Raw genomic sequence first — 25,598 nt, 5'->3', positions numbered from 1 at the left:
CGAGGATCAGGCCTTGGCGTCTTCCATCTTTTCAGGCGTCACCGCAGCGTCAGCCTTCTCGGCCTGTTTACGGCGATCGAATACCGAACGCATGTGCGCGCGATCCTCATCGGTCAACAGCTTCTCGAAATCGGGGAAGTGGTCATCCTCTTCCTCGTCGATATGGTGGCGATAGTCGTGATCGAGCTGTTTGAACTTGGCCATCCACGCCGGCGACGACATGTCGGTAGCCGCCAGGTCGTTGAGCATTTCCTCGATCTCGTGGTGTTCGGCAACCGAGTGCCGCGTTTCATCGGTGGCCTCGGGCTTGCGCAACATGGTGGAATAGAGCGCCTGCTCCTCGGCCGCGGCGTGACCTTTCACTTCCAGCGTGAACCGCTCGAGCAGCTCGTGCCGCTCGTCGCTGTCGCCGCTGGTTTCGGCGAGCTTGTCGAGGATCGCGCGGTGGCTTTCATGGTCTTCCCTGAGGCGGGCGAAGATGTCTTCGGACATGGATTTGGACTCCTGTAACTACATTTACACAATCAACAGGAGAGCGAGGCGGTTGTTCCGAGGAGCGGACCAAAGCAGGTAGTCTTGCGAGAACATCTTTGCCCATGCCAGAACCAAGAAAGCCCACCCCGCGAGGGATGGGCTTTCTTGGCGCGCCAGGAAGGATTCGAACCTCCGACCGCCTGATTCGTAGTCAGGTACTCTATCCAGCTGAGCTACTGGCGCGCATTGGAGGGCGGCACATAGGCAGGTGGCGCCAGCTTGGCAAGGCCCTATCGGACCAGTTGCTGCAATAGTCTTCGATCCATCGGGGCAAGCGCCAGCTGCGCCGCCCCGGCCAGATCAAACCAGCCAAACTGCTGGCCTTCAAGACCTGCGGGTTCACCTGCGTGGGAGCGGCAAGTGTAAAGATTGAGGACAATCGCCGGACAGCCCATTTCCTCGGCAAAGGCACAGGGCTCCAGCGCCGCCGGATCAAGTCCGATTCCCAACTCCTCGGCAACCTCCCGGACCAGTGCAACTTGCGGAATTTCACCGCTTTCCACCTTGCCGCCGGGGAACTCCCACAGCCCGCCATGGTGTTTGCCAGCAGGACGCTGCTGCAACAGAACGCGCCCGTTTTCGTCGAACAGCGCCACGGCAACAACGAGAATCCATGTCGGGATTTTTTGCACTCGCGACGACCTCCGAAAGGATTTGTTAGGATTTGAATGGGAAACGTCTGGTTGTCGCACTTTTACCTAGGGGACCAAGCGGTGTTTGCGAAATCATTCATGAAAAAGCTGCTGCACGACACCCGAGGTGCAACTGCGATCGAGTACGGGCTGATTGTCTCGCTTATCGTCATTGCCATCATCACTGCGATGCAGAGTTTTGCCAATTCGAGCGACAACATGTGGGGCATCATCGAAGACAAATACGAACAGTCGAACAACAGCTGATCAGCTTAGGAGTTTGTCAACCAATAGCCCGTAAATCTGAAAATGCTCGATCGGTTCTCCCGGTTGGGCCGGGTACCGAAGAACTAACCAGGAGACTACAAATGACCTTCTTCAAGAACATGATCCGTGACGAACAGGGCGCCACCGCTATCGAATATGGCCTGATCGCTGCTCTGATCGCCGTCGCTGCCATCACTGCCATGCAGTCGCTGGGCAACGAACTGGACGACACCTTCGGCAACGTGAGCTCGGAGCTCGACGACGCCAACGCCAACAACTAAGTCCAACCGGACTTAAGAAGAGGGCGGCAGGGAAACCTGCCGCCCTTTTTCTTTGCCTGAACCAGGTCCAGGCGTCGGTGCGGCTTACACCGCTCCGGCGCCTGTTTTCTTTAGTTGGAACGAACGACGATCTTGTACTCGCGCCCGGGCACCACGTTATCGGTGGACGACAGGCCGTTGAGCACGCGGAAACGCGCCTCCTGTGCGTCGTCGTAGGCCATCCGTCGTGAAAGCGTGGCAACCGTATCGCTGCGCGCGGCCGTCACGATATCGATTCGCCGCGGCACCACACTGCCCGCCTCGCTCGCGCTGATCCGACGCATCGAACTGTAGAGCGAATTGAAGGTGCCCGACTGACCCGCCGGGGTGATCGCCTGGAAGTGATAGGCGGTGGAATTGTCGAACTGGTAGGCGAACACGGTCACGTCGACCTGCTGCTGGCCGTTGTTCACCCGCACGGTGGCATAGGCCGCGGGCAGCCCGTTTACCGTCGTGCGGCTGACGCTGGAGGGCGAAAGCTGCTGCTGGTCACCGCCGATGGCCGTGAACACGCTGCGCACATAGGCATCGAGATCGCCGTTGTACTGCCCCAGCGTCAGCTGGGCGCGGCCGGCATCGCCGTTGATCGACACGGCGCGCGTGCCGTTGATCATGTAGAAGCCCTGCGGCGCAGTGAAACTGAAGCGCAGCACCGGGTGGATGAACGTGCTGCCTTCGATCACGCCCTGCTGCGGATCGTCGCCGTAGATCATGCCGTCGATCCGGCTGAGGAAGGTCTCGCGGTTGAGCACGCCCGTGGCGTTACCGGCGAGCTGCATGGCATTCTGCACGCGGCTGGCCGGATCGGGGTGGGTCGAGGCCCATTCGGGGATTGTCGCGTTGTCGCGGCCCTGCAGCTGTGCATCAAGCTGGTTCTGGGTCGCCAGACTGGTGAGCAGCGTTGCCATGGCGCGGGGATCGTATCCGGCGCTGTTGAGGTAATCGACGCCGAGCTGGTCCGCTTCCAGCTCCTGGCTGCGCGAGTAGGACAGGGTCAGTGCCTGCGAGCCCTGCATCGACAACTGCGCCAGCTCCGAACTGCCCAGCAGACCGCCACCGATCACCGCGCCGAGCAGGCCCAGCAGCTGGTTACGCTGCGCGGTCTGCTGCCTGCGGGCTGAATGCCGCGCGGCCACGTGGCCGACTTCGTGGCCCAGCACGGCAGCCAGTTCGGCTTCGTTGTTCATCAGGTTCACCAGCTGGCGCGTGGTGTAGACGTATCCGCCGGGGACGGCGAAGGCATTGTTAACGCTGGAATTCAACAGGGTAATTTCAAAGGCGCTGCGACTGTCGGCGAGGCCCGACTGCACCGCGATGTTCTGCCCCACTTGCTCCACATACTGGGCATAGGGACCGGTCATCTCGCCACCGAATTCGGCCACGAACTGGTCGTGGTATTGCGCCCCGACCTGCGCCTCTTCCGCCGTAATCGGCGATCCGGGAGCGACATTGGCACCCGGAATGGTCGCGCAGGCTCCAAGGGCCATGGAAGCGACCCCGGCGAGGGCGATGGTGGAAAATCGGTGAGCGAAAGTGTGCGGCATTGGGCCTCCTCCAGACGGGTGTCGGCACCCACACGGATGCCGGATCACTGCTGCAGGTAACGGACGGCCCCCGCCTACGTTCCCGCTTGGCTATTGCGAAAGGTCGCGGCCAATGGCGAGGAATCGCTCCTCGCGCTGGCGGCGCAGGCTGTCCGGATCGATATCGGAAAGCGCGTCCAGTTCTTCGCCAATCGCCTGCATCAGGTCAGCCACGGCACCTTCGGGATCGCGCTGCGCACCGCCCACGGGTTCGGGCACGATCCGGTCGATCACGCCCAGTTTCTCCAGGTCCTGTGCGGTCATCTTCATGGCTTCGGCGGCCTGCGGAGCCTTTTCCGCCGTGCGCCAGAGGATCGAGGCGCAGCCTTCGGGCGAGATTACCGAGTAGACCGCGTGTTCGAACATCAGCACGCGCTCGGCAGAGGCAAGCGCCACCGCGCCGCCCGAACCGCCCTCGCCCACCACGGCCGCAATCAGCGGCACGCCCAGGGCAAGGCAAGCTTCGGTGCTGCGGGCAATGGCTTCGGCCTGCCCGCGCTCTTCGGCCTCGATGCCAGGGAATGCGCCCGAGGTATCCACCAGCGTCACCACCGGCAGCCCGAAACGGTCGGCCATTTCCATCAGGCGGATCGCCTTGCGGTAGCCCTCCGGCTTGCCCATGCCGAAATTGTGCTTGATGCGGCTTTCGGTGTCGTGGCCCTTCTCGTGCCCGATCAGCATGACCTTGCGCCCGCCCAGCTTGGCGAGGCCGCCCATGATGGCCTGGTCGTCGCCATAGGCACGGTCACCGCCCAGCGGGATGAAGTCCGTAAAGCCCATGGCCACGTAGTCACAGAAATGCGGGCGGGACGGGTGCCGCGCCACTTGCGTCTTCTGCCACGGGCTCAGGTCGGAATAGGTCTTGGCGAGCAGGGCCGCGCTCTTCTTTTCGAGCCGCGACAGTTCCTTGGAGATATCGACGTCGCCATCGTCACCTGCCGCAGAGCGCAGTTCGGCAATCTTGGCTTCCAGTTCGGCGACCGGTTTCTCGAATTCGAGGTATGAGATCATGCTGAAGCCGCTACCCGCCCTTGCCGCCGCCCGCAAGAGGATGCCGTTCGTTGACCAGCGCGACGAGGCGCGCGGAATCGACGTGGGTGTAGATCTGCGTGGTGGCGATATCGGCGTGGCCGAGCAGGGTCTGCAGCACGCGCAGGTCCGCCCCGCCCTCGAGCAGGTGGGTGGCGAAGGCATGGCGCAGGACATGAGGGCTTACCTTGGTGGGATCGATTCCCGCCCTGCCCGCCAACGCCTTCACCAGCTGGAACAGCCGTACCCGCGACAGATGGCCGGTGCGCGAGGGGAACAGGAAAGGCGATCCGTCTGGACGCACCTCCATCCAGCGCGCAATGGCCGCCTGCGCGCGGCGCGACACCGGCACCATGCGCTGCTGTCCGCCCTTGCCGGTAATCGTCAGGAACGGCGCATCGCGCGGCACGGCAGCTACCGGCAGGCCCACCAGTTCGGTCGCGCGCAGGCCCGAACCGTAAAGCAGCTCCACCAGCGCCAGCATCCGCAGCGCTTCGGGCCTGCCCTCGTCCGCTTCGGCCTCGAGCCGGTCGAACAGGGCTTCCACTTCGCCGTGCGACAGGACTTTCGGCAAGGGGCGACGCGCCTGCGGCCGTGGCAAGGCGGCGGAGGGGTCATCCTGCCGCAGCCCCTCGTCGAGGCAGAAACCGTAGAACTGGCGCAGCGCCGAGACCTTCCGCGCGACGGTGGATGGCGCAAGGCTCGCCCAAGCGCCGGTCAGCTTGCCCAGTTCCTCGCGCGATACCGTTTCGAGATCGCCAACCACTTCCTCGCTGCCTTCGAGGTCGCGGCGATAGGCGGCCAGGGTATTGGCAGCCGCACCGCGCTCTGCAGCGAGCATGGCGAGGAAGCTGTCGATTGCTGCCGCCATGGGGTCAGCTGCGCGCGACCGCCTCCGCGGCGATCATCCGGGCTTCGGCAGAAAGACCCGCAGCATCCAGCGCGCGCACGATGTGGAAGAGGTGGCGCGGGGTCATCTGGTCCCAGCTGGTGCCCTGCATGCCCAGCCCGGCCAGCAAGGCGACGAGCGCAGCATTGCCGTACTCGCCCGCCCGATCGATCTTCGCGCTCCATGCACTGGTGCGCTCGAGGTTCAGGCCGAGGCGGCCCGAAAACTCGCCGACGTCACCACTTTCAAGGCGGCCCAGTCCGGCAAGGCCTGCCACCAGGAAGGCCGACTTGCGCTGGTCCGTACTCTCGTCGTTGTCGATGAATTCGTCCACCGCGCCGCCGCTGACGGCGCCATTAAGGGTCGGCTGCGCCAGTGCCAGCAGGGCCCAGGCCTCGCTGCCCGCTGGCACGACGCTCTCCCAACGCAGGGCATTGCGATCAAGTCCCGCCGCGAGCATCGAAGCGATCAGTGGCGCGGCATCGTCGACCAGGTCTTCGCTCACCGGCATGCGCGCAGCGGCATAGGCTGTCAGCACCATACCGCCATACCCCGCATCGCCGTCCCACAGCTGTCGTATGGCGGTCAGGCGGTCCGCAGCGGAATTGGCGACATAGGCCTCGCGCAGCAATGCAGCCTGCCCCTTGTCGCCGGCGGCATAGGCATCGCTGACCCATAGCTGCGAATAGAGGCTGACCATGGCGGCAGACGACAGCACGCCGCGTCCGCCAGCGACTTTCGCCGCCTCCACCCGCTCCAGCAGCGGTGTCGCCGGGATCAGCACGTCGTAAATGGCATAGCGCGACGCCGGGCTGGCGCTGGCGCGCAGCTCCGCCGGCATGTCCGCGCTCAGCGCACGCGACAGCGCGAAACGCCAGGGAGTGAGTTCCCCGACCTCTTCCCACTCGATGTTCACCGCGCGGCCGGCGTTACCGGCAGCACCGGCATATCGCTGCGCCAGGCGCACGTCGATTTCTTCGGCGACGCCTGTACCCAGCGCCCGCTGCAGCTCGCGTTCAGCACTGCGTGCCTCGCCAAGATAGGCAGAGCAGATCGCCTGCAGCAGTTCCCACTCGCCGTCGGAACGATGATCGGAATGCAACCTCGCAACGGGGCACATGCCCAGGATGTCGGCCGTGGCGAGGTAGGCATCGAAAGCCGCGCCGGTCAGGGCGGCATTGTATTCCGACCCGTCGACATCCTGCACCAGCGATCGGGCCACTGAGCCTTCGCCCATATTCACCAACGCCTGCGCGCGCAGGGCAGCGAATTCCACCGGATCAAGGCCTTGCGGCGCGTCGAGGCGGCTCGCCAGGACGCGGCGCATCAGGATGTGGCCCCAGCGCGATACGATCGGTCCGTCGCTCGCCTGCAAGGCAGCGCGCACCAGCGCGGCAGGCTGGCCCTCCAGCGAGCGCGCCGGGAAACCACCTTCGGCGCTGTTGACCACACCCACGCGCTCTACCGCGCGGCGGGCAGCGGCGGGAATATCGAAGCGTGGACGCAGGCCGAGGACTTCGTTGATCTCGTCGCCTTCCATTCCCTCCAGCTCTTCCAGCGTGGGGAAACCTTCGGGCAGGACGAAAGCCGTGGGCGCGACGGGAGCCGAGGGCACCGGCTGGACCACGGCACCACCACTGGGCGCACTGGGAGTCGTCACCCGCGGAGGGGCGACAGGCCGTTCCCCGGTGGGCGCGGGTGTGGGCGTCCGAACCGGCTGTTGTGGCGGTGGCGGATCGCGGAACATCGGCGGCAGCAGGTCTTCCGGACCACTGGCGAGCGCGAGCGACGACGACAGCGCCAGGGCCGCGCCGCCCATCAGCAACAGGGTTCGCTTCACGAGCGGATCTCCGACATGTCTACCGGCTGGGTAATCAGGCGCTGTTCCTCCTGGCCGCCATCGTACCAGGCGACGACCAGACCGACGACCAGCACAATCACGAGGAATATCAAAAAAGTCATCAGGCGTTTCGACACCTTGCCAGCCTATCCTTCTTGCCGCGCATTGCCAGCGCAAGCTTGCCAGCGCGGTTAGCCCAACTATAGGCCTTGCGGCAATGACCATTGCCTCGCCCCTCCCCGATGACGCGACGATCCGCGCCATTCGCCAGCGGATCGACCGTCCGCTGGTGCTGGTGGGAATGATGGGCGTGGGCAAGAGTACGGTCGGCCGCAAGCTGGCAGCAACGCTGGGCATGCACTTCATCGACGCCGATGACGAGATTTCCGAAGCGGCGAACATGACGATCCCGGAAATCTTCGAGCAGTTTGGCGAGGCCTATTTCCGCGATGGCGAACGCCGCGTGATCGCGCGGCTGCTGGAAGACGACGCAAGTGACTGCGTGATAGCCACGGGCGGCGGCGCATTCGTCCAGGACGAAACCCGCGCGCTGATCCTGGAACGGGCGATTGCCATCTGGCTCGACAGCGACGTGGAGACCCTGGTCGAACGCGTCAGCCGCAATGATCGCCGCCCGCTGCTGCAAGGCAGCGACACGCGCGAGATCGTCGTGCGCATGAAAAACGAGCGTGAGCCGAGCTATTCGCAGGCCCCCATCCATGTTGCCAGCGACGCCGGACCCCATGCCCGCGCGGTGGGACGTATTCTCGAGGAACTCGACAAATGGCTGTAATCCGCGTCGAACTGGCCGGCCGCGGCTATGACGTACAGGTGGGTGCGGATCTGCTGGAGCAGGCCGGCACCCTCGCCCGCGACTTCATCCGCAAGGACTGCGTGGCCGCCGTGGCAGACCGCAATTCGCACCGCCATCATGGCGCGCGACTGCAAGCCGCACTGGCCGAGATCGGGGTCAGCGTGGAATGGTTCATCACCGATCCGGGCGAAGGCGCCAAAAGCTGGGACGTACTGGCCAAGCTGGCCGACTGGCTGCTCGAACGCGGCGTGGAGCGCGGCGATCACATTTTTGCGCTGGGCGGCGGAGTGATCGGCGATCTCACCGGCTTTGCCGCCGCCGTGCTCAAGCGCGGCTGCGGGTTCGTGCAGGTGCCCACCACCCTGTTGGCGCAGGTCGATTCGAGCGTGGGCGGCAAGACCGCGATCAACACCAGCGCGGGCAAGAACCTCGTCGGTGCCTTCCACCAGCCCGCACTGGTGATTGCCGACACGGCGACGCTCGGCACCCTGCCCCCGCGCGAAATGGGCGCCGGCTATGCCGAGGTGATCAAGTACGGCATCCTTGGCGATGCCGCGTTCTTCGACTGGTGCGAAGCCAATGGCGCAAAGGTGACCGGACGCGATCCCGCTGCGCTGGAATATGCCGTTACCAAGAGCGTGGAAGCCAAGGCCCGGATCGTTGCCGAAGACGAGCGCGAGACCAGTGGCACGCGCGCCCTGCTCAACCTCGGCCACACCTTCGGCCATGCGCTGGAGGCGGAAACCGGCTTCTCTGACCGCCTGCTGCACGGCGAGGGCGTGGCGCTCGGCATGGTGCTGGCGGCCCGCTATTCGGCACGGCGCGGCTACTTGTCGGCTGCTGACGCAGGCCGCGTTGCTAGGGCCATCGCTGCTGCCGGACTACCGTCGGAGATCGCCTCCTTGCAGCTGCGCTGCACCGGCGCAGACCTCGCTGCCCACATGGCACACGACAAGAAGATGGATGCGGGCACCCTGCCCTTCATCCTGCTGCGAGATATTGGCGAGGCCTTCCTTGATCGCAGCGTCGAAATGAGCGACGTGGCCGACTTCCTCACACAGGAATTGCAGGGCTGACGCGCAGTCAGACGAAGACGGCAATCCCGATCACGCCCGAACTCAGAAGCAAGACGAAACCGGCATAACTGACCTCTGCCCAGTTCTGGAAATGCAGGTTTTTCGTAAACGGATCGATGACCCAATTGTCCGGATCATTCCGCACGCGCGAGACCCTGTGCACACAGAGGCCAGCAGCAAACACGGCAAGGCCGACAAAGGCGATCGAAAACCAGTCCATAAGGCGCATAATGCACTTTGAGGGCAGGCGTTCGATGATGTGCATCACACTTTGGACAAAAACTTGAGTTTCGCCGCTACTTCAGCAGCACCAGTTCCTCTGCCATCGAGGGATGCAAGGCGATGGTGTCGTCGAAGGCCTGCTTGGTCAGCCCGGCCTTCACCGCCACGGCGGCGACCTGCATGATCTCCGGCGATTCCGGGCCGATCATGTGGATGCCGAGGATCTTCTCCGACACTTCTTCCACCACCATCTTGTAGAGCCCGCGCTCGGCGTGGGGGTTGAAGATGTTCTTCATCGGCCGGAAGTCGGACGAATAGACCTTCACGTTGCCATACTGCTTGCGCGCTTCGGTTTCGGTCAGGCCCACGCCGGCGAGCGGTGGCTGGCTGAACACGGCGCTGGGGATGGCGTCGTAGTTGACGGTGCGCGGGTTGTCGCCGAACACGGTATCGGCAAAGGCATGGCCCTCGCGGATTGCCACGGGCGTCAGCGCCACACGATCGGTCACGTCGCCCACGGCATAGATGCTGGGGCAGCTGGTGCGGTTGTATTCGTCGACCGGGATTTCACCCTTCTTGCCCAGTTCGATACCGGCGTTATCCAGACCGAGCCCTTCGGTGTTGGGCGTCCGGCCCGCCGCGATCAGCACCTGGTCCACCGTCACCTTGTTGGCATCGCCGAGGTCCACTTCCAGGCGGCCATCATCCAGCTTCTCGACGCTCTCGATCAGCGAATGCATGCGGAAGTCGATGCCGCGGCCCATGGCGATGTGCAGCATTCGGTCGACGATCTGCTCATCGTAGGCGCGCAGGATGCGGTCGGTACGGTTGACCACGGTAACCTCGCTGCCCAGCGCATTGAAAATCGCCGCGAATTCCATCGCGATATAGCCGCCACCAGCCACCATCAGGCACTTGGGCTTGTCTTCCACGTGGAAAATCTCGTTCGAGCTGAGGCAATGCTCTGCGCCCGGGAAATCGGGCATGTGGGGACGGCCGCCGGTGGCGATCAGGATGTTGCGCGCGGTGATTTCGCGCCCGCTGGCCAGCTTAACCGAATTGGGGCCGGTCACCACGGCGCGCTCGCTGAAGGTATCCACCTCGTGGCTTTCCAGCGTGTTGCCGTAGAGGCCCTCCAGCCGCGTGACGTCCTTCTGCACGAAGTCGCGCAGGGTCGGCCAGTCGAAGCTCTTCTCGCCAATGGTCCAGCCGTAGTTTTCGGGATGCGACAGGTCATCGGCGAACATGCTGGCGTAGACCAGCATCTTCTTCGGCACGCAGCCGCGGATGACGCAGGTGCCGCCCAGCCGGTATTCCTCGGCTATGGCCACCTTGGCCCCGTGCGCCGCGGCAATGCGGCTGGCGCGGACTCCGCCCGATCCGGCACCAATGGTGAAAAGGTCGTATTCGTATTCGGACATCGGGGGCGGAAGCTCCTGCTGTGGGGTCGTGGGGATGGCACATGCCCATTCGACCGCACCGCGGCAAGGGTTTCAGCAAGAGCGTTTTTTGGGCCTGGCCTACTTCAGCTTTCGAGGAAGAGGGAGAAATCACGCAGCATGCGCCACGAGTGCCCCTGGTTCAGGCAGAGCAACGAATCCTCGGAAATGCCCATGGTCCGTTTCAGAACGGGAGCCACGGCCTCAGGGGTCGCCATGCCTTGTTGCGGCAGGGCAACCAGCACGTCCGGATTGTGACCCATGGCCTGTTCGAACATCATGGCGGTGTTCAGCGGCTGGAAGTCGTAACCGAGGAAGGCCAGACGCCGTCCCTTGGCCATTTCTCCGCGCAGCGTCTGCTTGAAGGTGCGATCTTCCATCCGCTCCGAGGCATTGTGCAGGCAGGCGGCCAGCTGGTCGAACTTCGCGGGCTTTTCCGCGCCCCATTCGGCTACGGCACCCACGCCCTTCTGCCACGGCAGGCGGCCCGCCTGACCGAAGGGATGCAGCACGTTCAGCTTCTCGGCCACCAGCGCCTGCGCCTCGCCTAGCGACATGCCGAAGGACATCTGCAGCACCCACGGCAAGTAGTGCTCGATCGACCGGTCGTAACCGAAGTTGATGACCGAGAGATTGTCGAAGCAGCTTTCCACCTTGGCGCGCGGCACCCCGTTCACCACCGCGCGAGCGAAGTGGTACAGCCAGTTCTCGGTCCCGCGCAGCGGCATGTCGCCCGGATCGCGCGGCTCTGCCTCCAGCGGAGACACGGCCTCTGCCTGCAGGGTGAAATAGACGATCGCCAGCCGACCGACGGCCTGCACCAGCGGATCGTGCCCGTGCTGCTCCAGGATCGCTTCGATGTCGTTGCTGATGCGCGCAGCCATGCGAATGGTCTGCGCGGCCTGTTGCAGCTTGCCGGGCTTGGTATCGAACTTGGGCGCGACCTTCTCGAACACGGTGGCCAGTGCCACCATGTCCGGGGTTTGCAGGTCCGTGCCAAGGCGCTGGAAGTCGAAATTCTGGGTAATCCGCACGAGCAGGTCCGCGCCGTCGGGCAATTCCAGCTCCGACGCCGCGCCTGCACCCACAACCAGTGTGGTCTTGCTCCTGATCATCCCGAAAACTGCCCTCGCGCGTGCTAAACTCGCGCTTGGTCTAAGGGGGCCATAGTTAAGATTCGACTAGCCTTGAACCCTAGCCTTGAACCCTAGCCATTACCGGCATTGCCGCCGCGACCGCGACGCGCGCCGCCTCCGCGACGCTGGCCACCGCCCTGGCGCTGTCCGCCCGGCTTGCCGCGACCGCCGCCGTGGCGTTGGGCGGCTTCGCCTTCGCGCTGGGGACCGCCACGGTTTGCACCGCCACGCTGACCGCCACCGCGATTGCCCTGCTTGGCCCGCTCGGCAGAGGCACCGCGCGGCTTGGGCTGCACGCGCTGGCGCTGCTGCTTGGGGGCAGGCTTGGTCGGACCGACACCTTCGACCACGGCACGGAAGTTATCCGGCAGCGGCAGACGCTCGAACTCGGCGTCGGTGTTGCGGTTGATGTCCTTCAGGTAGGCGCGTTCGTCCTCGGCACAGAAGGCAATCGCCACCCCGTCGGCACCCGCACGCGCGGTACGGCCGATACGGTGGACGTACTGTTCGGGCACGTTGGGCAGTTCATAGTTGATGACGTGCGACACGCCCGGAATGTCAATCCCGCGCGCAGCGACGTCGGTGGCGACCAGGATCGGGGTCTTGGCGCTCTTGAACTCGCTCAGCGCGCGTTCGCGCTGCGGCTGGCTCTTGTTGCCGTGGATGGCGTTCGACGGGATGCCGCACTGCGACAGCCGCTTCACGACGCGGTCCGCACCGTGCTTGGTACGGGTGAAAATCAGTACGCGTTCGAACTTGCCCGGAACGGGGTGCTTTTCCTGCAGGATCAGTTCCAGCAGCGTCTGCTTCTCGTCGGCCTGCACCATGAACAGGTACTGGTCGATCCGCTCTGCCGTGCTGGCCTGCGGGGTGACGCTGACGGTGACCGGGTTGTGGCAGTACTTGCCCACCAGTTCCTTGATCTGCTTCGGCATGGTGGCGCTGAAGAACAGCGTCTGCCGGTCCTGCGGCACCAGCTCGCTGATGCGGCGCAGGGCATGGATGAAGCCGAGGTCGAGCATCTGGTCCGCCTCGTCGAGGACGAGGATTTCCACGCCCGAGAGGTTGAAGGCCTTCTGGTCGACCAGGTCGAGCAGGCGGCCCGGCGTGGCGACCAGGATATCGCAGCCGCGGTGCAGCTTGTTGCGATCCTTGTTCACCGAGGTGCCGCCGACGATGGAGTGGACCTTCAGGCCAGCCAGCGCGCCGTAATCCCTGGCGCTCTCGGCGATCTGGCCGGCCAGCTCGCGCGTGGGGGCCAGCACCAGCATGCGGCACGACTTGAACGGGATCTGGTTGTCGGCCTTGCGCAGGTTGTCGATGCTGGGAAGCATGAAGGCAGCGGTCTTGCCGGTGCCGGTCTGCGCGATACCGAGCAGGTCGCGGCCTTCGAGCACGGCCGGAATGGCCTGCGCCTGGATCGGGGTCGGCTCGGCATAGCCCTTCATGTCGAGGGCCTGGAGTACGGGCTGCGACAGTCCGAGCTGGTCAAAAGTAGTCGTCATTATGTGTATCTAACTCGCAATATATGCGGTGAGCACGCAGCCAGACAGGCGCGCGCCATCGCGGGGTTTGAAAACCGCCCGCGTGAAAAGGGAAGTCTGGGAAAAAGGACCGAAGGGCTGCCGGGGTTGGTGGCTGTCTCGCCACCACCGCTTCACGCTGGCGCGCGCTTCGATGGCGGGCATATGGTGCAGAGCGGCGGAAAAGTCAATCGTTACACGCAGGCGTAATATCATTTCACTTGCCTGTGTGACTGCGAGCGCGCACCACTTCCGCCAACTGGGATTGGGGGATTGCCGGTGAAAGCTAGCATATTTCGGCGCATGGCAGGTCCGGGCCTGTTGTTTACGGGTGCGGCCATCGGCACTTCGCACCTGGTGCAGTCGACCCGCGCGGGGGCCATGTTCGGGGCGGCACTGATCGCCGTGATCTTGCTGGCCAACCTGCTCAAGTACCCCGCCTTCCGCTTCGGGATCGACTTCAGCCACGCGCGGCGGCAATCGCTGCTGACCGGCTATCGCGAACTGGGCCTGTGGGCGCTGGCGCTGTTCCTCATCGCCGTGATCCCGCTGGTGCCGATCGTCTGGGCGGCGCTGGCAGCAGCCACGGCGGGGATCATCGGCGCGATTTTCGGTCCCTTCCTCTCCGTCCCCATGCTGGCCAGCCTAGTGTTGCTTGCGGCATCGGTTTTGCTGTTGTTCGGCGGCTACCGCCTGCTCGACAGGGTCAACGCGGTGATGCTGGCCTTCCTCGTCGTCTCCACGCTGATCACCACCGCCATGGTGCTCCCGCGCGTCGAATGGGGCACCGTCGTGGACTTCACCTGGACGCAGGAAAGCATGGCGCTGCTGTTCATCGTCGCGCTGGCGGGCTTCATGCCCAACCCGATGGACGTCTCGGTGATCGTCTCGGTGTGGAAGGTGGAGGCGGACCATACCCTGCCGCCCGAGGCCCATCCGACCATGAACGAGGCGCGCAGCAGCTTCCGCTGGCCCTACATCATGACCGCTTTCATGGCCGTGTGCTTCTGCATCATGGGCGCAGGCGTCATGCACGCTCAGGATATTGCCCCGGTCAGCGACGCGCCGGGCTTCGCCGCGCAGCTGGTGAACCTCTACCGCGAGGCGCTGGGCGAAGGCGCTGCCGTGCTCGCCGCGATTGCCGCGCTGTCGGTGATGCTGACCACGGTGATCGCCGCGGTCGACGGTTATTGCCGCACCCTGCCCGTCGCCATTGCCGTGTGGCAGGGCCGCGAGGGCGAGGAGGTCAGCAAGCGCGCCTACCTGTGGTCGTGCATTGTGCTGGTGGGTCTGTCCGTGGTGGCGCTGTTCACACTGATGAGCGAGTTCACCGTCTTCCTCGACTTCGTCACCTCGGCCACCTTCGTGGTCGCCCCGCTGATCGCCCTGCTCAACTACCTCGTCGTGACCCGCTGCGACCTGCCCGACGAGGCCCGCCCGAGCATGGCGATGAAGGCGATCTGCCTGACGGCCATCGCCGTGATGGGCGCGCTGGCGGTGATGTATTTCGGCATGACCGTCAGCTAGGGACCCGGCCCATGCAAGGCTCGCGGACATTCGCACCCCTGGCCAACGGCATGTTTGCCCTGCTCATGGCAGGCGTACTGCTGGCCAACCTCGGCAACGCCGTGCAGGCGGTCGGCGCTTCGTGGCAACTTACTGCCGATGGCCAGCCCGCAGATGTGGTGGCACTGGTGCAGACTGCACTCAACCTGCCGATCCTCCTGCTAGCCCTGCCGGCGGGTGCATGGGCCGACATGCACGACCGGCGGCGGATCGTGCTGGCGGCACAGGTAGTGATGCTGCTGCTGTCACTGCTGCTGGCCGCTTTGGCATGGGGAGGGAATGCCCCGGCCTGGGCAATTATCGCACTGACTGCCCTGCTCGCCTGCGGGATCGCCACGATGAGCCCGGCGACGGGCGCGAGCATCCGCGGGACCGTTGCCCCGGCGCAGCTGGCGGCAGCGGTGGCGCTCAACATCCTCGTCTTCAACACCGCGCGGGCGGCCGGGCCGGCGATTGGCGGGGGCATCGTCGCCATGGGCGGGGCGAGCGCAGCCTTCCTCGTCAATGCAGGGTGCTATGTGCTGGCCATTGCGCTGTTCCTGCGCTGGCGGCCGCAAGCCGCACCGCTGCCCGAACGACGGCCGCTGCATGTCATGGTCGCCGAAGGGCTGCGCCATGCGGTGGCCACGCGTGAAATTCGCACCATCCTCCTGCGCGCCCTGGCCTTCACCATGTCTGGCGCGGCGGCCTGGGCGCTTATGCCGCTGGTGGCAGACCGGATGCTGGCGCAGGGCCCGACGACCTACGGGCTGTTGCTTGGCGCACTCGGGCTCGGCGCGGTGATCGGCGCCGCGAGTGCCACTGCGTTCCGCCAGCGTTTCAGCGCCGAGGCCATCACCCGCGCAGCAGGCCTGGTCTACGGGCTCGCGGTGATCGCCGTGTCACGACAACCGGGCCTCGTGCCGACCTTGGCATTGCTTGTGATAGGCGGCGCGGGATGGGTGCAGGCTCTGTCTGGCTTTTCCGTCTCTGCCCAGCTTTGGGCACCGCAAGAAGTGGTCGGACGCACAGTCGCGCTGGCGAGCGCAGTCACATTCGGCGGGCTGGCAGCGGGCGCGTGGCTATGGGGGCACTATGCCGAGAATTTCGGCGTGGCCGAGGCGCTGCTGGCTTCCGGCGGGGTCATGGTCGTTCTGCCGCTGCTCGGGCTGTTCCTGACCATGCCCGCGCACGAGGCCCCCGCACGGAACTAACCAGCGACTGCGTGCGCCTCTTCGACGATCGACATGTCCCATTCCAGCTGGCCGAGATCGGCGCGCTGGAAGGTGCGGACCTTGTCGTAGTCGCCTGCCTCGATCTTGCGGACGAAGTCGGGGTCGCCGATCAGCGCGCGGCCCACGGCGACGAGGTCGAACTCGCCCGCTGACAGGCGCTGTTCGAGGTCGACAATCGCCTCGGCCACGCGCGCGCCGGGTTCGGCGTCCTGCGTGAAGGTGTCCATCACGTCGGTATCGAGCCCGACCGAACCGACCGTGATCGACGGCAAGCCGCTGACTTCGCGCACCCAGCCCGCCAGGTTGCGCGGGTCGCCGTCCCACTCCGGCTCCCAGAAACGGCGGTTGGAGGCATGGAGAAGGTCCGCACCGGCATCGGCAAACATGCGGGTCATTGTTTCGAGTTCGGCAGGTGACTGGGCCACGCGGGCACCGTAATCGGCCTCCTTCCACTGCGAAAAGCGGATGGAGATGACGAAGTCTTCCCCGCAAGCCTCGCGAATGGCCCCGATGATCTCGGCGGGGAAACGCGCGCGGTGGGCAATGTCGTCGCCGCCGTAGCCGTCGTCGCGGCGGTTGCTGCCGGCCCAGAGGAACTGGTCGAGGAAATAACCGTGTGCCGCGTGGACCTCCACACCTGCCGCGCCGACCTGCTGTGCGATCCGCGCCGAGCGTACGAAGGCGTCGCGGATTTCGGAAAGCTCGTCCAGAGTCGCCGCGCGGCCGCTTTGCTTACCCGGGTAAGCTAATCCGGACGCGCTGAGCGCCTGCCCGTCGGTGCGCATGGCCCCTTCGTGCCACAGTTGCAGAAACATGGTACCACCCGCCTCGCCGACCGCGTCGACGCAGGCCTTCCACGCGTCGGCGGTGCTGGCGTTGATATGCGCCGAGGTCGGCTGCACCGTCGCCGAGGAATGATCCACCGCCGCGCTCTCGCCGATGATGAGCGAAGTGCCACCCTCCGCCCGCCGCGCGTAATAGGCCGCGAGTTCGGGCTTGGGCCTGCCCTGCTCGCACATGCCGCGCTGCATGGCAGGCATCACGAACCGGTTCGCGAGGTGGAGCGACTTGAGGTGGAAGGGGGTGAAGAGGGGGGATGTCATTACCGGCTAGTCGCGAGATCGGCGACAATCAGGATTCCAATCAGCAGGAAATAAGCGCCGATCCCGATCCCAGTCGCCTTGGTAGCCTGCCTACTCCACGTTTCATAACCGACGGCGCCTCTCACCGCCGCGATAGCCAACAGGGGAAGTAGAATTACCGGTGCGAGCACAACAAATAGCACCCAACCAACAGGCCCAAGTTGCTTCTCGGCTTGGTATTCTTCGAAAGTATTGAGATCGTCGAGTTCATAGTCGATTTCCACCAACTCACTTTCTGAGACGTCGCGACTGGTTAGCTCCGCCGTTGCCGCCTCAACCATCGCTGGTTCGAAACCTTCGGACTCCGGCGCGCGCGCAATGCGGACCAGATCGATAGTTTCCATCGCTTTTACGCGTTCAGAAAACGGCATCACAACCGTACCTCTCGTACTCGCTCACCCAACCCCCGCCGCCTTCAGCAGCGCCTCGGTGCTCGCGTCAAACTTCTCCCCGCCCTTCTCGATCTTCTTGGCGATTTCCTTGCCCAGTTCGACGCCGAACTGGTCGAAGGGGTTGATGTCCATCATCACCGCTGCCGCAAAGGTGCGGTGTTCGTGGAAGGCCACCAGCGCGCCGAAGGTCGCCGCGTCGATATCGTCGCACAGGATCGTCGCACTGGGGCGGTTGCCGGCGTAGGAGCGGTGCGGGTCGTCGCTCGCCTTGCCCGCCATCAGCGCGGCACCTTGGGCGAAGCAGTTCATCAGCAGGATGTGGTGGTGCGCCGCGTCGAGCGTGTCGCCTGCCTCCACGCTGGCGATGAAGTCTATCGGCACGAGGTGCGTGCCCTGGTGCAGCAGCTGGAACACCGCATGCTGCGCGTCGGTGCCCACCCCGCCCCAGGTGATCGGCGCGGTCGGACCGGCGGGCTCGCCGTCCACGGTCACGCTCTTGCCGTTCGATTCCATCTCCAGCTGCTGGAGGTAGTCGGGCAGCAGGCGCAGCCGCTCGTCATAGGCGAAGACGGCGCGGGTCTGCGCGCCCTTCAGCCGCGAGTAGAACAGGTCGGCAAAGGCCGCGCGCAGCGGCAGGTTTGCCCGGCCGTCGGTATCGCGGAAGTGCGCGTCCACGGCGGCAGCACCGGCCAGCATGTCCTCGAACTCGTCCCAGCCCACCGCCATGGCCACGGGAAAGCCGATGGAGGACCACAACGAGTAGCGCCCGCCCACGCTTTCGGCGAAGGGCAGGATGCGCGTTTCGTCCACCCCCCATTCGACCGCCTTCTCGGGCGCGGCGGTAAGCGCGACCACGCGGCCCGTCGGGTCATCCACGCCGTTGTCTGCCAGCCACTTGAGCGCCGACTGGGCATTGGTCATGGTTTCGGTGGTGGTGAAGGTCTTGGAGGCCACCGCGATCATGGTCGTCGCCGGGTCACAGGCCTCGAAGGCCTCTTCCAGCGCCACGCCGTCGATGTTGGAGACCACGTGCACGTCCACCATCGGCAAGTCGCGCGCCAGGGCGTCCACCGCCAGCGCCGGACCGAGCGCAGAGCCGCCGATGCCGACGTGGATCAGGTGCTTCACTTCGCCGAGGACGCCTTGGTGGATCGCCTCCACCAGCAGTTTCATGCGGTGGCGCAGGGCCTCGGCTTCCTCGACCGAGCTTTCCTTGCCCACGCCGCGCAGGGCGGTGTGCTCGGCAGCGCGCCCCTCGGTCGGGTTCACCACCGCGCCCGCGAACATCTTGGCGCGCATCTCGGCGAAGCCCGATGCCTCTGCCAATGCCTCGAAATCCTTGAGCAGGCCGTCGGTCAGGTGCGTTTTCGACCAGTCGAAGCGCACGCCCGTCTCGCCCAGCTCCAGCCGCGTCGAAAGCTTGTCCACGCGGTTCTCGTCGGCATCGAACAGCTCGGCCAGCGTCGGATCGGGATGCAGCGCCAGCGCTTTCCAGGCTTCGTCACGGCTGAGGGGCAAGGGTATGTCCTTTCCTACACATGTCGTTCGCGACTAGCCGCCACGACGATGAATCGGACACGATCATGCCCTGCTGCGCCGCACAAATCGACCCATTTCGCGCGGTTTGGCTATTTGCCCCAGGACACTGTCACACCTGTAACACCTTGCCGGATTTCACGGTCCACCCCACCTAGGCGCTTGACGCCAGCAACACACCGCAACATGACGCCGGACCATGAGCGAAGCAGACATCCGCGAGATCGACGAACCCCAAGCCTCCAAGCCCGCCAAGGCTGGCAAGCCGGAGGAAAAGGAAGACTGGAAGAGCTTCGGCTGGTTCCTGGTCAAGCTGGTGATCGTGGTGCTGATCTTCCGCACCTTCTTCTTCACCAGTTTCAACATCCCCAGCGAGTCGATGATGCCGCGTCTGCTGGTGGGCGACTACCTGTTCGCGCAGAAGTGGTCCTACGGCTATTCGCGCTATTCGCTACCGCTGTCGCCCGACATCGGCGAAGGCCGGCTGTTCTCCAGCCTCCCCGATCCCGGCGACGTGGTGATCTTCAAGCACCCGATCGACGAGACCGACTACATCAAGCGCGTGATCGGTCTGCCGGGCGATACCGTGCAGATGATCGACGGCGTGCTGCACCTGAACGGCGAGGCCGTGGACCGCGTGCAGGTGGAAGATTTCATCATCCCCGTGCGCCCCGAAGGCCGCTGCTACGATGGCCGCTTCGCCATGCAGCTGGACGATGGCACGCCCGCCTGCCGCTATCCGCAGTACCACGAGACCCTGCCCAACGGGGTCGAGTACAACGTGCTGGAACTGGGCGTGGTGGGTGTCGACAACACCGCGCCGGTGATCGTGCCCGATGGCCATGTCTTCATGATGGGCGACAACCGCGACAACTCGCAGGACAGCCGCCGTGCCTCCGTCTCGGGTGGCTGGGTCGGTCTGGTGCCGACGGATAACCTCGTGGCCGAGGCGAGCTTCATGTACTGGTCGACTGACGGCCACGCCGAATGGGTCAAGCCGTGGACCTGGTTCTCCGCCGCGCGCTGGAGCCGGATGTTCCAAGGCATATGACCGCGCTCGAACCCGAAACGCGTCGGTGGCTGGAGGCAAAGGGCTTCACGGTGCGCAACGAGGCGCTGTGGTACGAGGCGCTGACCCACGGCAGCACCGGCGAAGCGCGCGACTATGACCGGCTGGAGTTCCTCGGCGACCGCGTGCTGGGCCTGACTATCGCGGACTGGCTCTACGACCATTCCGACGGTGCGGAAGGCAAGCTGGCGCAGCGGCTGAATGCCCTCGTCAGCAAGAGCGTCTGCTCCCAGTGCGCACGCTCGCTCGATGTTGCGGAGCACGTACGTCTCGGCAAGCAGGCGCGCGAAGACGGCGCGCATGACAGCGACAACGTGCTGGGCGACATCATGGAGGCCTTGCTGGGGGCGGAGTTCCTCGAGGCCGGCTTCGATGCCTCGCGCGACCTGATCCGCGCAATCTGGCAGCCCGCCTTCACCGGCTCGACCGGCCGCAACAAGCATCCCAAGAGCGCCTTGCAGGAATGGGCGGCGGGCAACCAGCGCCGCCCTCCCCACTACGAAGTCACCGGCATCAGCGGCCCGGACCACGCTCGCCGCTTCACCGTCAAGGTGAGCGTGCACAAGGTCGGCGAAGTCGAGGCCACGGCCAGCGGCAAGCGCGACGCAGAAACAGAAGCCGCAAGGCTGTTCATGGAGAAGTTCGGATGAGCCAGCAGCATTGCGGCGTCGTCGCCGTTATCGGGGCGCCCAACGCGGGCAAGTCCACGCTGGTGAACCAGCTGGTCGGCCAGAAGGTCGCCATCACCAGCGCCAAGGCGCAGACCACGCGTGCGCGCCTGATGGGCATTGCGCTGCATGACGAGGTGCAGATGATCCTGGTCGATACGCCCGGCATCTTCACGCCCAAGCGCCGGCTGGACCGCGCCATGGTGAGCGCCGCCTGGGAAGGCGCCGTTGCCGCCGATGCCGTGTTGCTGGTGGTCGACCCGGTAAAGCAGCGTCGCCATGAACTGATGCCGCTGCTGGAGCAGTTGAAGGACCGCAAGGAACGCAAGATCCTGGTCCTCAACAAGGTCGACGTGTCGAAGAAAGAGCCGCTGCTGGAACTGGCGCAGGAATTGACCGGCGAGGTCGAGTTCGGCGAGGTGTTCTTCATTTCCGCCCTCACCGGCGACGGTGTGCCCGAGCTGAAGGAACGGCTCGCTTCCATGATGCCCGAAGGTCCGTGGCATTACCCGGAAGACCAGGTTTCCGACGCCTCCGAGCGCCTGCTGGCGACCGAAGTGACGCGCGAGCAGCTCTACGCGCAGCTGCACGACGAATTGCCCTACGATGCCGCCGTGCGGCCCGAGAGCTACACCCAGCGCCCTGATGGCTCGGTGGAAATCCGCCAGCAGATCGTGATCTCGCGCGACAGCCAGAAGCCGATCGTGCTGGGCAAGCGCGGCGCCCGCATCAAGGAAATCGGCGAGGCCGCGCGCAAGGAGCTGTCAGAGATCCTCGGCCAGAAGGTGCACCTCTTCCTCCACGTGAAGGTGGACGAGAAGTGGGCGGAAAACCGCGAGATCTACGAGGAAATCGGGCTGGACTGGGTGAAGTAGGAAGGTCCGGCGCTCACAGCGCGCCCAGCGACTCCAGCTTGGCCTTCAGCGCGGTCTCTTCGAACGGCTTGACGATGTAGTCGTCGGCTCCGGCGGCAATGCCGGCATGGATGTCTGCCACTTCGCCCTTGGAGGTGCAGAAGACCACGGTGGCCTTCTTCGATTCCGGCAACTCGCGCATGCGGGCGACGAAATCGAGGCCGCTCATCACCGGCATGTTCCAGTCGGTCAGGATCAGGTGCGGCATGTCCTTCTTGCACCGGGTCAGGGCTTCCTCGCCGTTCTCGGCTTCAATCACGGCATAGCCGAAGCCTTCCATGATCTGCCGCGCCACCTTGCGGATCACGCGGCTGTCATCGACGATCAGGCAGGTCTTGCCATTGGCGCTGACCGGCTTGGCTCCGTCACGGGCGGCCTTGGCAGCGCGGACGATGGCATCGGTGTCAGCCACCGGAGCCGATGCCGCAGCGGGCGGTGGGGCCGGTTCGGCTGCCGGAGCCGGTGCGGGCTGCGCCTGCACCGGCGGAGGTGCGGCCTCGACCTGATCGACTTCCTCCGTATCATCGGCCCGCTTGATCGCGGCGTCAGACGCCTGTCGATTGGCGGCGAGACGCTGGGCCAGCGACATGGATTCCGCCGAACGATTGTCGTTGCGAGCATGCCGGCCGGTGGAACGCTTGATGAGATGCTGCATCGTGTGTCTCCCTGCCCCTAGCTAGAAGCGGCCAGCCGACACGGCTTTCGGCATGGCTGCCGATGCTGCGCGGACATGGAGATAGGGGACCCAGACATCGCCGAACTCGGCCTTCTGGTACCAAACGTCGAGGACATCGTAGTTTTCCCAGATGCCGTCGTCTTCGCGCAACCTCACGCCCTCGCCAATGCGCGGGACGGAAGCAAAGCGCAGCCGCTGCTGCGTCTGGTGGGTCTCGTTCTGGATTTCGACTTCAATCACTTGCGGACCTTTGGGCAAACCTTTGATCAGACCACCTGATTAGCCGCCAAGGGTTGATTATTTACCAACGCGGAAAGGATATCCGCCGATCCCGCACGATCGGACAGCGTGAATTCTGCGCCGTTATCGCTTCTTGGCGACAGCGATCTTGTTCTTCTTGGCGAAATCCCGGGTGGATTCCTCGCTCCGGTTCAGCGCCTTGGCGATCTGCTTCAAGCCCTGCCCCTTGGAGGCAAGCAGCTTCAGCTTGCCTGCCTCCTCACCGTTCCATGGCTGTTTGTGCCGCTCGAAGTGCTCTTTCGCCATCAGTCCGCTTTTGCCGCCTTCTTCTTGGCCGGGGCCTTCTTCTTCGCTGCAGTCTTCTTCTTGGCAGGTGCCTTGCGCTTCTTCTTCGCCGGCGCCTTGGCCGCCTTCTCGGCGATCAGGACGAGCGCTTCTTCGAGCGTCAGGGACTCCTTGTCCTTGTCCTTGGGGATCGTGGCGTTGACGTTGCCGTCGGTGATGTAGGCACCATAGCGGCCGTCCATCAGCTTGATATCGTCACCCGCCTCGGTCTTGCCGAGCACCTTCAGCGGCTCTCGGCTGCCGCGTCCGCCGCTCTTGCGATTGGCGGATTGGGCCAGCAAATCGACCGCGCGGTTCATGCCGATCTCGAAAATCTCGCGGGTATGCTGCAGCTTGCCGTAGGTGCCGTCGTGACGCACTGCCGGACCATAGCGCCACAGGCCTGCCTCGATATCCTTGCCGGTATCGGGGTGCTGGCCGATCACGCGCGGCAGGGCGAGCAGCTTCAAGGCCCATTCCAGGTCGAAGTCGTCGATATCCTTGGGGATGGAAGCGCGCTTGGCTTCCTTGCCCTCGCCCAACTGGACGTAAGGCCCGAAACGGCCGGACTTGCGCTCGACCGGCAGGCCGGTTTCGGGGTCTTCGCCCATCACGCCGTCGTCGCTGCCATCGTCACTGCCCGGCTGGCCGAACTTCCGGCGGAAGGTGCACTCGGGATAGTTCACGCAGCCGATGAAGGCACCGTAGCGGCCACCACGCAGGTGCAATTCTCCGCCTTCGCGGCCCTGCTCTGCGCACAGCGGGCAGAAGCGCGGCGGGTTGCCGTCCTCGCGTTCAGGGAAGAGGAAGTCCTCCAGGAACTTGTCGAGGTCCTCCGTCACTTCCGAAGGCTGGCGTTCCATGACCTCGTCGCTCTTGGGCTTGAAGTCGCGCCAGAAGTCACCGAGCAGCGTCTTGTACTCGGCCCGGCCGCCGGAGACTTCGTCCAGCTCGTCTTCGAGGCTCGCAGTAAAATCATAAGCGACGTAGCGGGGGAAAAAGCGTTCGAGGAAGGCAGTCAGCAGGCGTCCCGAATCCTCTGCAAAGAAACGGTTCTTCTCCATCCGCACATAGTCGCGATCGCGCAGGGTCTGGATGGTGGAGGCATAGGTGGACGGACGGCCGATCCCCAGTTCCTCGAGCCGCTTGACCAGGCTCGCTTCGGAAAAGCGCGGCGGCGGCTGGGTAAAGTGCTGGGTTGCCTCGACCGCTTTCTTGGCCGGGGCATCGCCCTTGCGCATGACCGGCAGGAGGTTGTCATCGTCATCGTCCGACTTCTCGTCGAAGCTTTCCGAATAGACGGCAAGGAAGCCGGGGAACTTCACCACCTGGCCGGTGGCGCGCAGTTCGTGCTTGGCGGTGGGATCGCGCATGGTGACCGTGGTGCGTTCCAGCTGCGCGGTGGCCATCTGGCTGGCCATGGCACGCTTGAAAATCAGGTCGTAGAGCTTGGCTTCGTCGCCGGAACCGGCGCGGTCGCGCCCGAAATTGGTCGGGCGGATTGCCTCGTGCGCTTCCTGCGCGTTCTTGGCCTTGGTCTGGTAGAAACGGGGCTTTTCGGGCCGGTATTCGGTCGCGAAACGCTCCTCGATGGCATCGCGGCAGGCCATGATCGCGCTCATGTCCATCTGCACACCGTCGGTACGCATGTAGGTGATCGCGCCTGCTTCGTAGAGCGACTGGGCGCAGCGCATGGTGTGGCTGGCGGAGAAGCCCAGCTTGCGCGCGGCTTCCTGCTGCAGCGTCGAAGTGGTGAACGGGGGGGCCGGGCTGCGCTTGAGCGGCTTGGTCTCGACGTCCTCGACCGTGAACTTGCCATTCTCGACCGCTGCCTTGGCGGCCATGGCAGAACCCTCGTTACCGAGCGTCAGCTTGTCGAGCTTCTCGCCGTCAAAGCGAACGAGGCGGGCATCGAAATCGGTGCCGTCATGCGCCATCTTGGCGACGACAGACCAGTATTCGTCCGGCCGGAAGACCTCGATCTCGCGCTCGCGCTCGCAGATCAAACGCAGGGCGACCGACTGCACCCGGCCAGCCGACTTGGCACCCGGCAGCTTGCGCCACAGCACCGGCGACAGGGTGAAGCCGAACAGGTAATCCAGCGCGCGGCGGCCGAGGTAGGCGTCGATCAGGTCGTGGTCGAGCTCGCGCGGAGCCTTCATAGCCTCGGTGACGGCGGCCTTGGTAATGGCGTTGAAGGTGACACGCTGCACCTGTTCGGGCAAAGCCTTGCGCTTCTTCAGCAGGTCCATGACGTGCCAGCTGATCGCCTCGCCTTCTCGGTCAGGGTCAGTGGCCAGGATCAGGCGGTCGGCCTTTTTCGCTGCGTCGGCAATGGCCTTCACCTGGCTGCGGTTGCGCTGGTCGTTGTAGACCTCCCAGTCCATGGCGAAGTCCTCGTCCGGACGCACCGAGCCGTCCTTGGCCGGCAAGTCGCGGACATGGCCGTAGGAAGCGAGGACCTTGTAGTCCGCGCCAAGATACTTCTCGATGGTCTTCGCCTTCGCGGGCGACTCAACGATTACCAGTTGCATGGGTATTCCGGGATTTCCT

27 protein-coding genes and 1 tRNA gene are annotated in these 25,598 nt (G+C 64.7%); 9 read left to right on the top strand and 19 right to left on the bottom strand.

The window, feature by feature from the left end:
* Positions 1 to 6: 6 nt before the first annotated feature.
* From AAEO60_RS05250 to AAEO60_RS05240, 3 genes are all read right to left on the bottom strand, one after another.
* Positions 7 to 492 (bottom strand): hemerythrin domain-containing protein, encoded by a 486-nt coding sequence (locus tag AAEO60_RS05250; protein ID WP_341672590.1) that lies wholly within the window; start codon positions 490 to 492, stop codon positions 7 to 9.
* A gap of 148 nt (positions 493 to 640) precedes the next feature.
* A tRNA-Arg gene (locus tag AAEO60_RS05245) sits at positions 641 to 717 on the bottom strand.
* A 47-nt stretch (positions 718 to 764) separates the two neighbouring features.
* Positions 765 to 1,166 (bottom strand): NUDIX domain-containing protein, encoded by a 402-nt coding sequence (locus AAEO60_RS05240; RefSeq protein WP_341672589.1) that lies wholly within the window; start codon positions 1,164 to 1,166, stop codon positions 765 to 767.
* Positions 1,167 to 1,265: 99 nt separating this feature from the next.
* On the opposite strand from AAEO60_RS05240, the gene AAEO60_RS05235 reads away from it, so the two are divergent.
* Together AAEO60_RS05235 and AAEO60_RS05230 are read left to right on the top strand one after the other, a co-directional pair.
* Positions 1,266 to 1,433 carry a Flp family type IVb pilin gene (locus AAEO60_RS05235; RefSeq protein ID WP_341672588.1) on the top strand — a complete coding sequence of 56 codons (168 nt, stop codon included), beginning with the start codon at positions 1,266 to 1,268 and terminating at the stop codon, positions 1,431 to 1,433.
* Between the two features lie 101 nt (positions 1,434 to 1,534).
* A complete protein-coding gene (locus AAEO60_RS05230) occupies positions 1,535 to 1,714 on the top strand; it encodes a Flp family type IVb pilin (RefSeq protein ID WP_341672587.1) in 180 nt (59 codons plus the stop codon).
* Positions 1,715 to 1,824: 110 nt separating this feature from the next.
* Here the strand turns inward: AAEO60_RS05230 and AAEO60_RS05225 are convergent, their stop codons facing one another.
* The 5 genes from AAEO60_RS05225 to AAEO60_RS05205 form a co-directional block, all read right to left on the bottom strand.
* Positions 1,825 to 3,297 carry a M48 family metalloprotease gene (locus AAEO60_RS05225; protein WP_341672586.1) on the bottom strand — a complete coding sequence of 491 codons (1,473 nt, stop codon included), beginning with the start codon at positions 3,295 to 3,297 and terminating at the stop codon, positions 1,825 to 1,827.
* A 90-nt stretch (positions 3,298 to 3,387) separates the two neighbouring features.
* Positions 3,388 to 4,347, bottom strand: a complete 960-nt coding sequence (locus AAEO60_RS05220; protein ID WP_341672585.1) for an acetyl-CoA carboxylase carboxyltransferase subunit alpha — start codon at positions 4,345 to 4,347, stop codon at positions 3,388 to 3,390.
* A 10-nt stretch (positions 4,348 to 4,357) separates the two neighbouring features.
* Positions 4,358 to 5,236 (bottom strand): tyrosine recombinase, encoded by an 879-nt coding sequence (locus AAEO60_RS05215; protein ID WP_341672584.1) that lies wholly within the window; start codon positions 5,234 to 5,236, stop codon positions 4,358 to 4,360.
* A gap of 4 nt (positions 5,237 to 5,240) precedes the next feature.
* Entirely contained in the window at positions 5,241 to 7,094 is a 1,854-nt protein-coding gene (locus AAEO60_RS05210; RefSeq protein ID WP_341672583.1) for a hypothetical protein, read from the bottom strand.
* Complete coding sequence (locus AAEO60_RS05205) at positions 7,091 to 7,216, bottom strand: hypothetical protein (protein ID WP_341672582.1); 126 nt, start codon at positions 7,214 to 7,216, stop codon at positions 7,091 to 7,093. The genes AAEO60_RS05210 and AAEO60_RS05205 overlap by 4 nt, the downstream gene beginning before the upstream one ends.
* A gap of 95 nt (positions 7,217 to 7,311) precedes the next feature.
* On the opposite strand from AAEO60_RS05205, the gene AAEO60_RS05200 reads away from it, so the two are divergent.
* Both AAEO60_RS05200 and aroB read left to right on the top strand, forming a co-directional pair.
* Positions 7,312 to 7,887, top strand: coding sequence for a shikimate kinase (locus tag AAEO60_RS05200; protein ID WP_341672581.1), 576 nt, complete (start codon positions 7,312 to 7,314; stop codon positions 7,885 to 7,887).
* On the top strand, positions 7,878 to 8,984 hold the full coding sequence (aroB, locus tag AAEO60_RS05195) for a 3-dehydroquinate synthase (protein ID WP_341672580.1): 1,107 nt from the start codon (positions 7,878 to 7,880) through the stop codon (positions 8,982 to 8,984). The genes AAEO60_RS05200 and aroB overlap by 10 nt, the downstream gene beginning before the upstream one ends.
* A 7-nt stretch (positions 8,985 to 8,991) precedes the next feature.
* On the opposite strand, the gene AAEO60_RS05190 is transcribed toward aroB, so the two are convergent.
* The 4 genes from AAEO60_RS05190 to AAEO60_RS05175 all read right to left on the bottom strand — a co-directional run bounded on the left by AAEO60_RS05190 (position 8,992) and on the right by AAEO60_RS05175 (position 13,286).
* The gene (locus AAEO60_RS05190) at positions 8,992 to 9,249 is read right to left on the bottom strand and encodes a hypothetical protein (RefSeq protein WP_341672579.1); all 258 of its coding nucleotides are present in this window, start codon (positions 9,247 to 9,249) and stop codon (positions 8,992 to 8,994) included.
* 31 nt (positions 9,250 to 9,280) lie between these two features.
* Positions 9,281 to 10,627, bottom strand: coding sequence for a glutathione-disulfide reductase (gorA, locus tag AAEO60_RS05185; protein ID WP_341672578.1), 1,347 nt, complete (start codon positions 10,625 to 10,627; stop codon positions 9,281 to 9,283).
* 104 nt (positions 10,628 to 10,731) lie between these two features.
* Positions 10,732 to 11,760: a M14 family metallopeptidase gene (locus tag AAEO60_RS05180; RefSeq protein ID WP_341672577.1), complete on the bottom strand. Its 1,029-nt coding sequence runs from the start codon at positions 11,758 to 11,760 to the stop codon at positions 10,732 to 10,734.
* Positions 11,761 to 11,852: 92 nt separating this feature from the next.
* Complete coding sequence (locus tag AAEO60_RS05175) at positions 11,853 to 13,286, bottom strand: DEAD/DEAH box helicase (protein WP_341672576.1); 1,434 nt, start codon at positions 13,284 to 13,286, stop codon at positions 11,853 to 11,855.
* 321 nt (positions 13,287 to 13,607) lie between these two features.
* On the opposite strand from AAEO60_RS05175, the gene AAEO60_RS05170 reads away from it, so the two are divergent.
* Positions 13,608 to 14,831: a hypothetical protein gene (locus tag AAEO60_RS05170; protein ID WP_341672575.1), complete on the top strand. Its 1,224-nt coding sequence runs from the start codon at positions 13,608 to 13,610 to the stop codon at positions 14,829 to 14,831.
* An 11-nt stretch (positions 14,832 to 14,842) separates the two neighbouring features.
* Positions 14,843 to 16,063: an MFS transporter gene (locus tag AAEO60_RS05165; protein ID WP_341672574.1), complete on the top strand. Its 1,221-nt coding sequence runs from the start codon at positions 14,843 to 14,845 to the stop codon at positions 16,061 to 16,063.
* On the opposite strand, the gene AAEO60_RS05160 is transcribed toward AAEO60_RS05165, so the two are convergent.
* From AAEO60_RS05160 to pgi, 3 genes are read right to left on the bottom strand one after another with little or no spacing between them, the layout of a single operon-like run.
* A complete protein-coding gene (locus AAEO60_RS05160; RefSeq protein ID WP_341672573.1) occupies positions 16,060 to 17,187 on the bottom strand; it encodes an oxidoreductase in 1,128 nt (375 codons plus the stop codon). The two genes, AAEO60_RS05165 and AAEO60_RS05160, sit on opposite strands and share 4 nt — an antisense overlap.
* A complete protein-coding gene (locus AAEO60_RS05155) occupies positions 17,187 to 17,597 on the bottom strand; it encodes a hypothetical protein (protein ID WP_341672572.1) in 411 nt (136 codons plus the stop codon). Before AAEO60_RS05155 ends, AAEO60_RS05160 begins: the two co-directional genes overlap by 1 nt.
* 24 nt (positions 17,598 to 17,621) lie before the next feature.
* Positions 17,622 to 19,136, bottom strand: a complete 1,515-nt coding sequence (gene pgi / locus AAEO60_RS05150; protein WP_341672571.1) for a glucose-6-phosphate isomerase — start codon at positions 19,134 to 19,136, stop codon at positions 17,622 to 17,624.
* A gap of 217 nt (positions 19,137 to 19,353) precedes the next feature.
* Here pgi and lepB point away from each other — a divergent pair, with 217 nt between their 5' ends.
* The 3 genes from lepB to era are packed head-to-tail and all read left to right on the top strand — an operon-like array spanning position 19,354 to position 21,766.
* Positions 19,354 to 20,205 (top strand): signal peptidase I, encoded by an 852-nt coding sequence (lepB, locus tag AAEO60_RS05145; protein ID WP_341672570.1) that lies wholly within the window; start codon positions 19,354 to 19,356, stop codon positions 20,203 to 20,205.
* Positions 20,202 to 20,873, top strand: a complete 672-nt coding sequence (rnc, locus tag AAEO60_RS05140) for a ribonuclease III (RefSeq protein WP_341672569.1) — start codon at positions 20,202 to 20,204, stop codon at positions 20,871 to 20,873. The genes lepB and rnc overlap by 4 nt, the downstream gene beginning before the upstream one ends.
* Complete coding sequence (gene era / locus AAEO60_RS05135; RefSeq protein ID WP_341672567.1) at positions 20,870 to 21,766, top strand: GTPase Era; 897 nt, start codon at positions 20,870 to 20,872, stop codon at positions 21,764 to 21,766. Before rnc ends, era begins: the two co-directional genes overlap by 4 nt.
* A gap of 13 nt (positions 21,767 to 21,779) precedes the next feature.
* Here era and AAEO60_RS05130 read toward each other — a convergent pair whose 3' ends face one another.
* The 4 genes from AAEO60_RS05130 to topA form a co-directional block, all read right to left on the bottom strand.
* Positions 21,780 to 22,460, bottom strand: a complete 681-nt coding sequence (locus AAEO60_RS05130; RefSeq protein WP_341672566.1) for a response regulator — start codon at positions 22,458 to 22,460, stop codon at positions 21,780 to 21,782.
* Between the two features lie 21 nt (positions 22,461 to 22,481).
* A complete protein-coding gene (locus AAEO60_RS05125) occupies positions 22,482 to 22,721 on the bottom strand; it encodes a hypothetical protein (protein WP_341672565.1) in 240 nt (79 codons plus the stop codon).
* A gap of 123 nt (positions 22,722 to 22,844) precedes the next feature.
* The gene (locus AAEO60_RS05120) at positions 22,845 to 23,027 is read right to left on the bottom strand and encodes a hypothetical protein (RefSeq protein ID WP_341672564.1); all 183 of its coding nucleotides are present in this window, start codon (positions 23,025 to 23,027) and stop codon (positions 22,845 to 22,847) included.
* Positions 23,027 to 25,579 (bottom strand): type I DNA topoisomerase, encoded by a 2,553-nt coding sequence (gene topA / locus AAEO60_RS05115; protein WP_341672563.1) that lies wholly within the window; start codon positions 25,577 to 25,579, stop codon positions 23,027 to 23,029. Before topA ends, AAEO60_RS05120 begins: the two co-directional genes overlap by 1 nt.
* Between the last annotated feature and the right edge of the window lie 19 nt (positions 25,580 to 25,598).

This window comes from Aurantiacibacter gilvus, assembly GCF_038289935.1.
GTDB lineage: Bacteria > Pseudomonadota > Alphaproteobacteria > Sphingomonadales > Sphingomonadaceae > Alteraurantiacibacter > Alteraurantiacibacter gilvus.
This window is presented reverse-complemented; position numbering and strand designations above follow the sequence as displayed.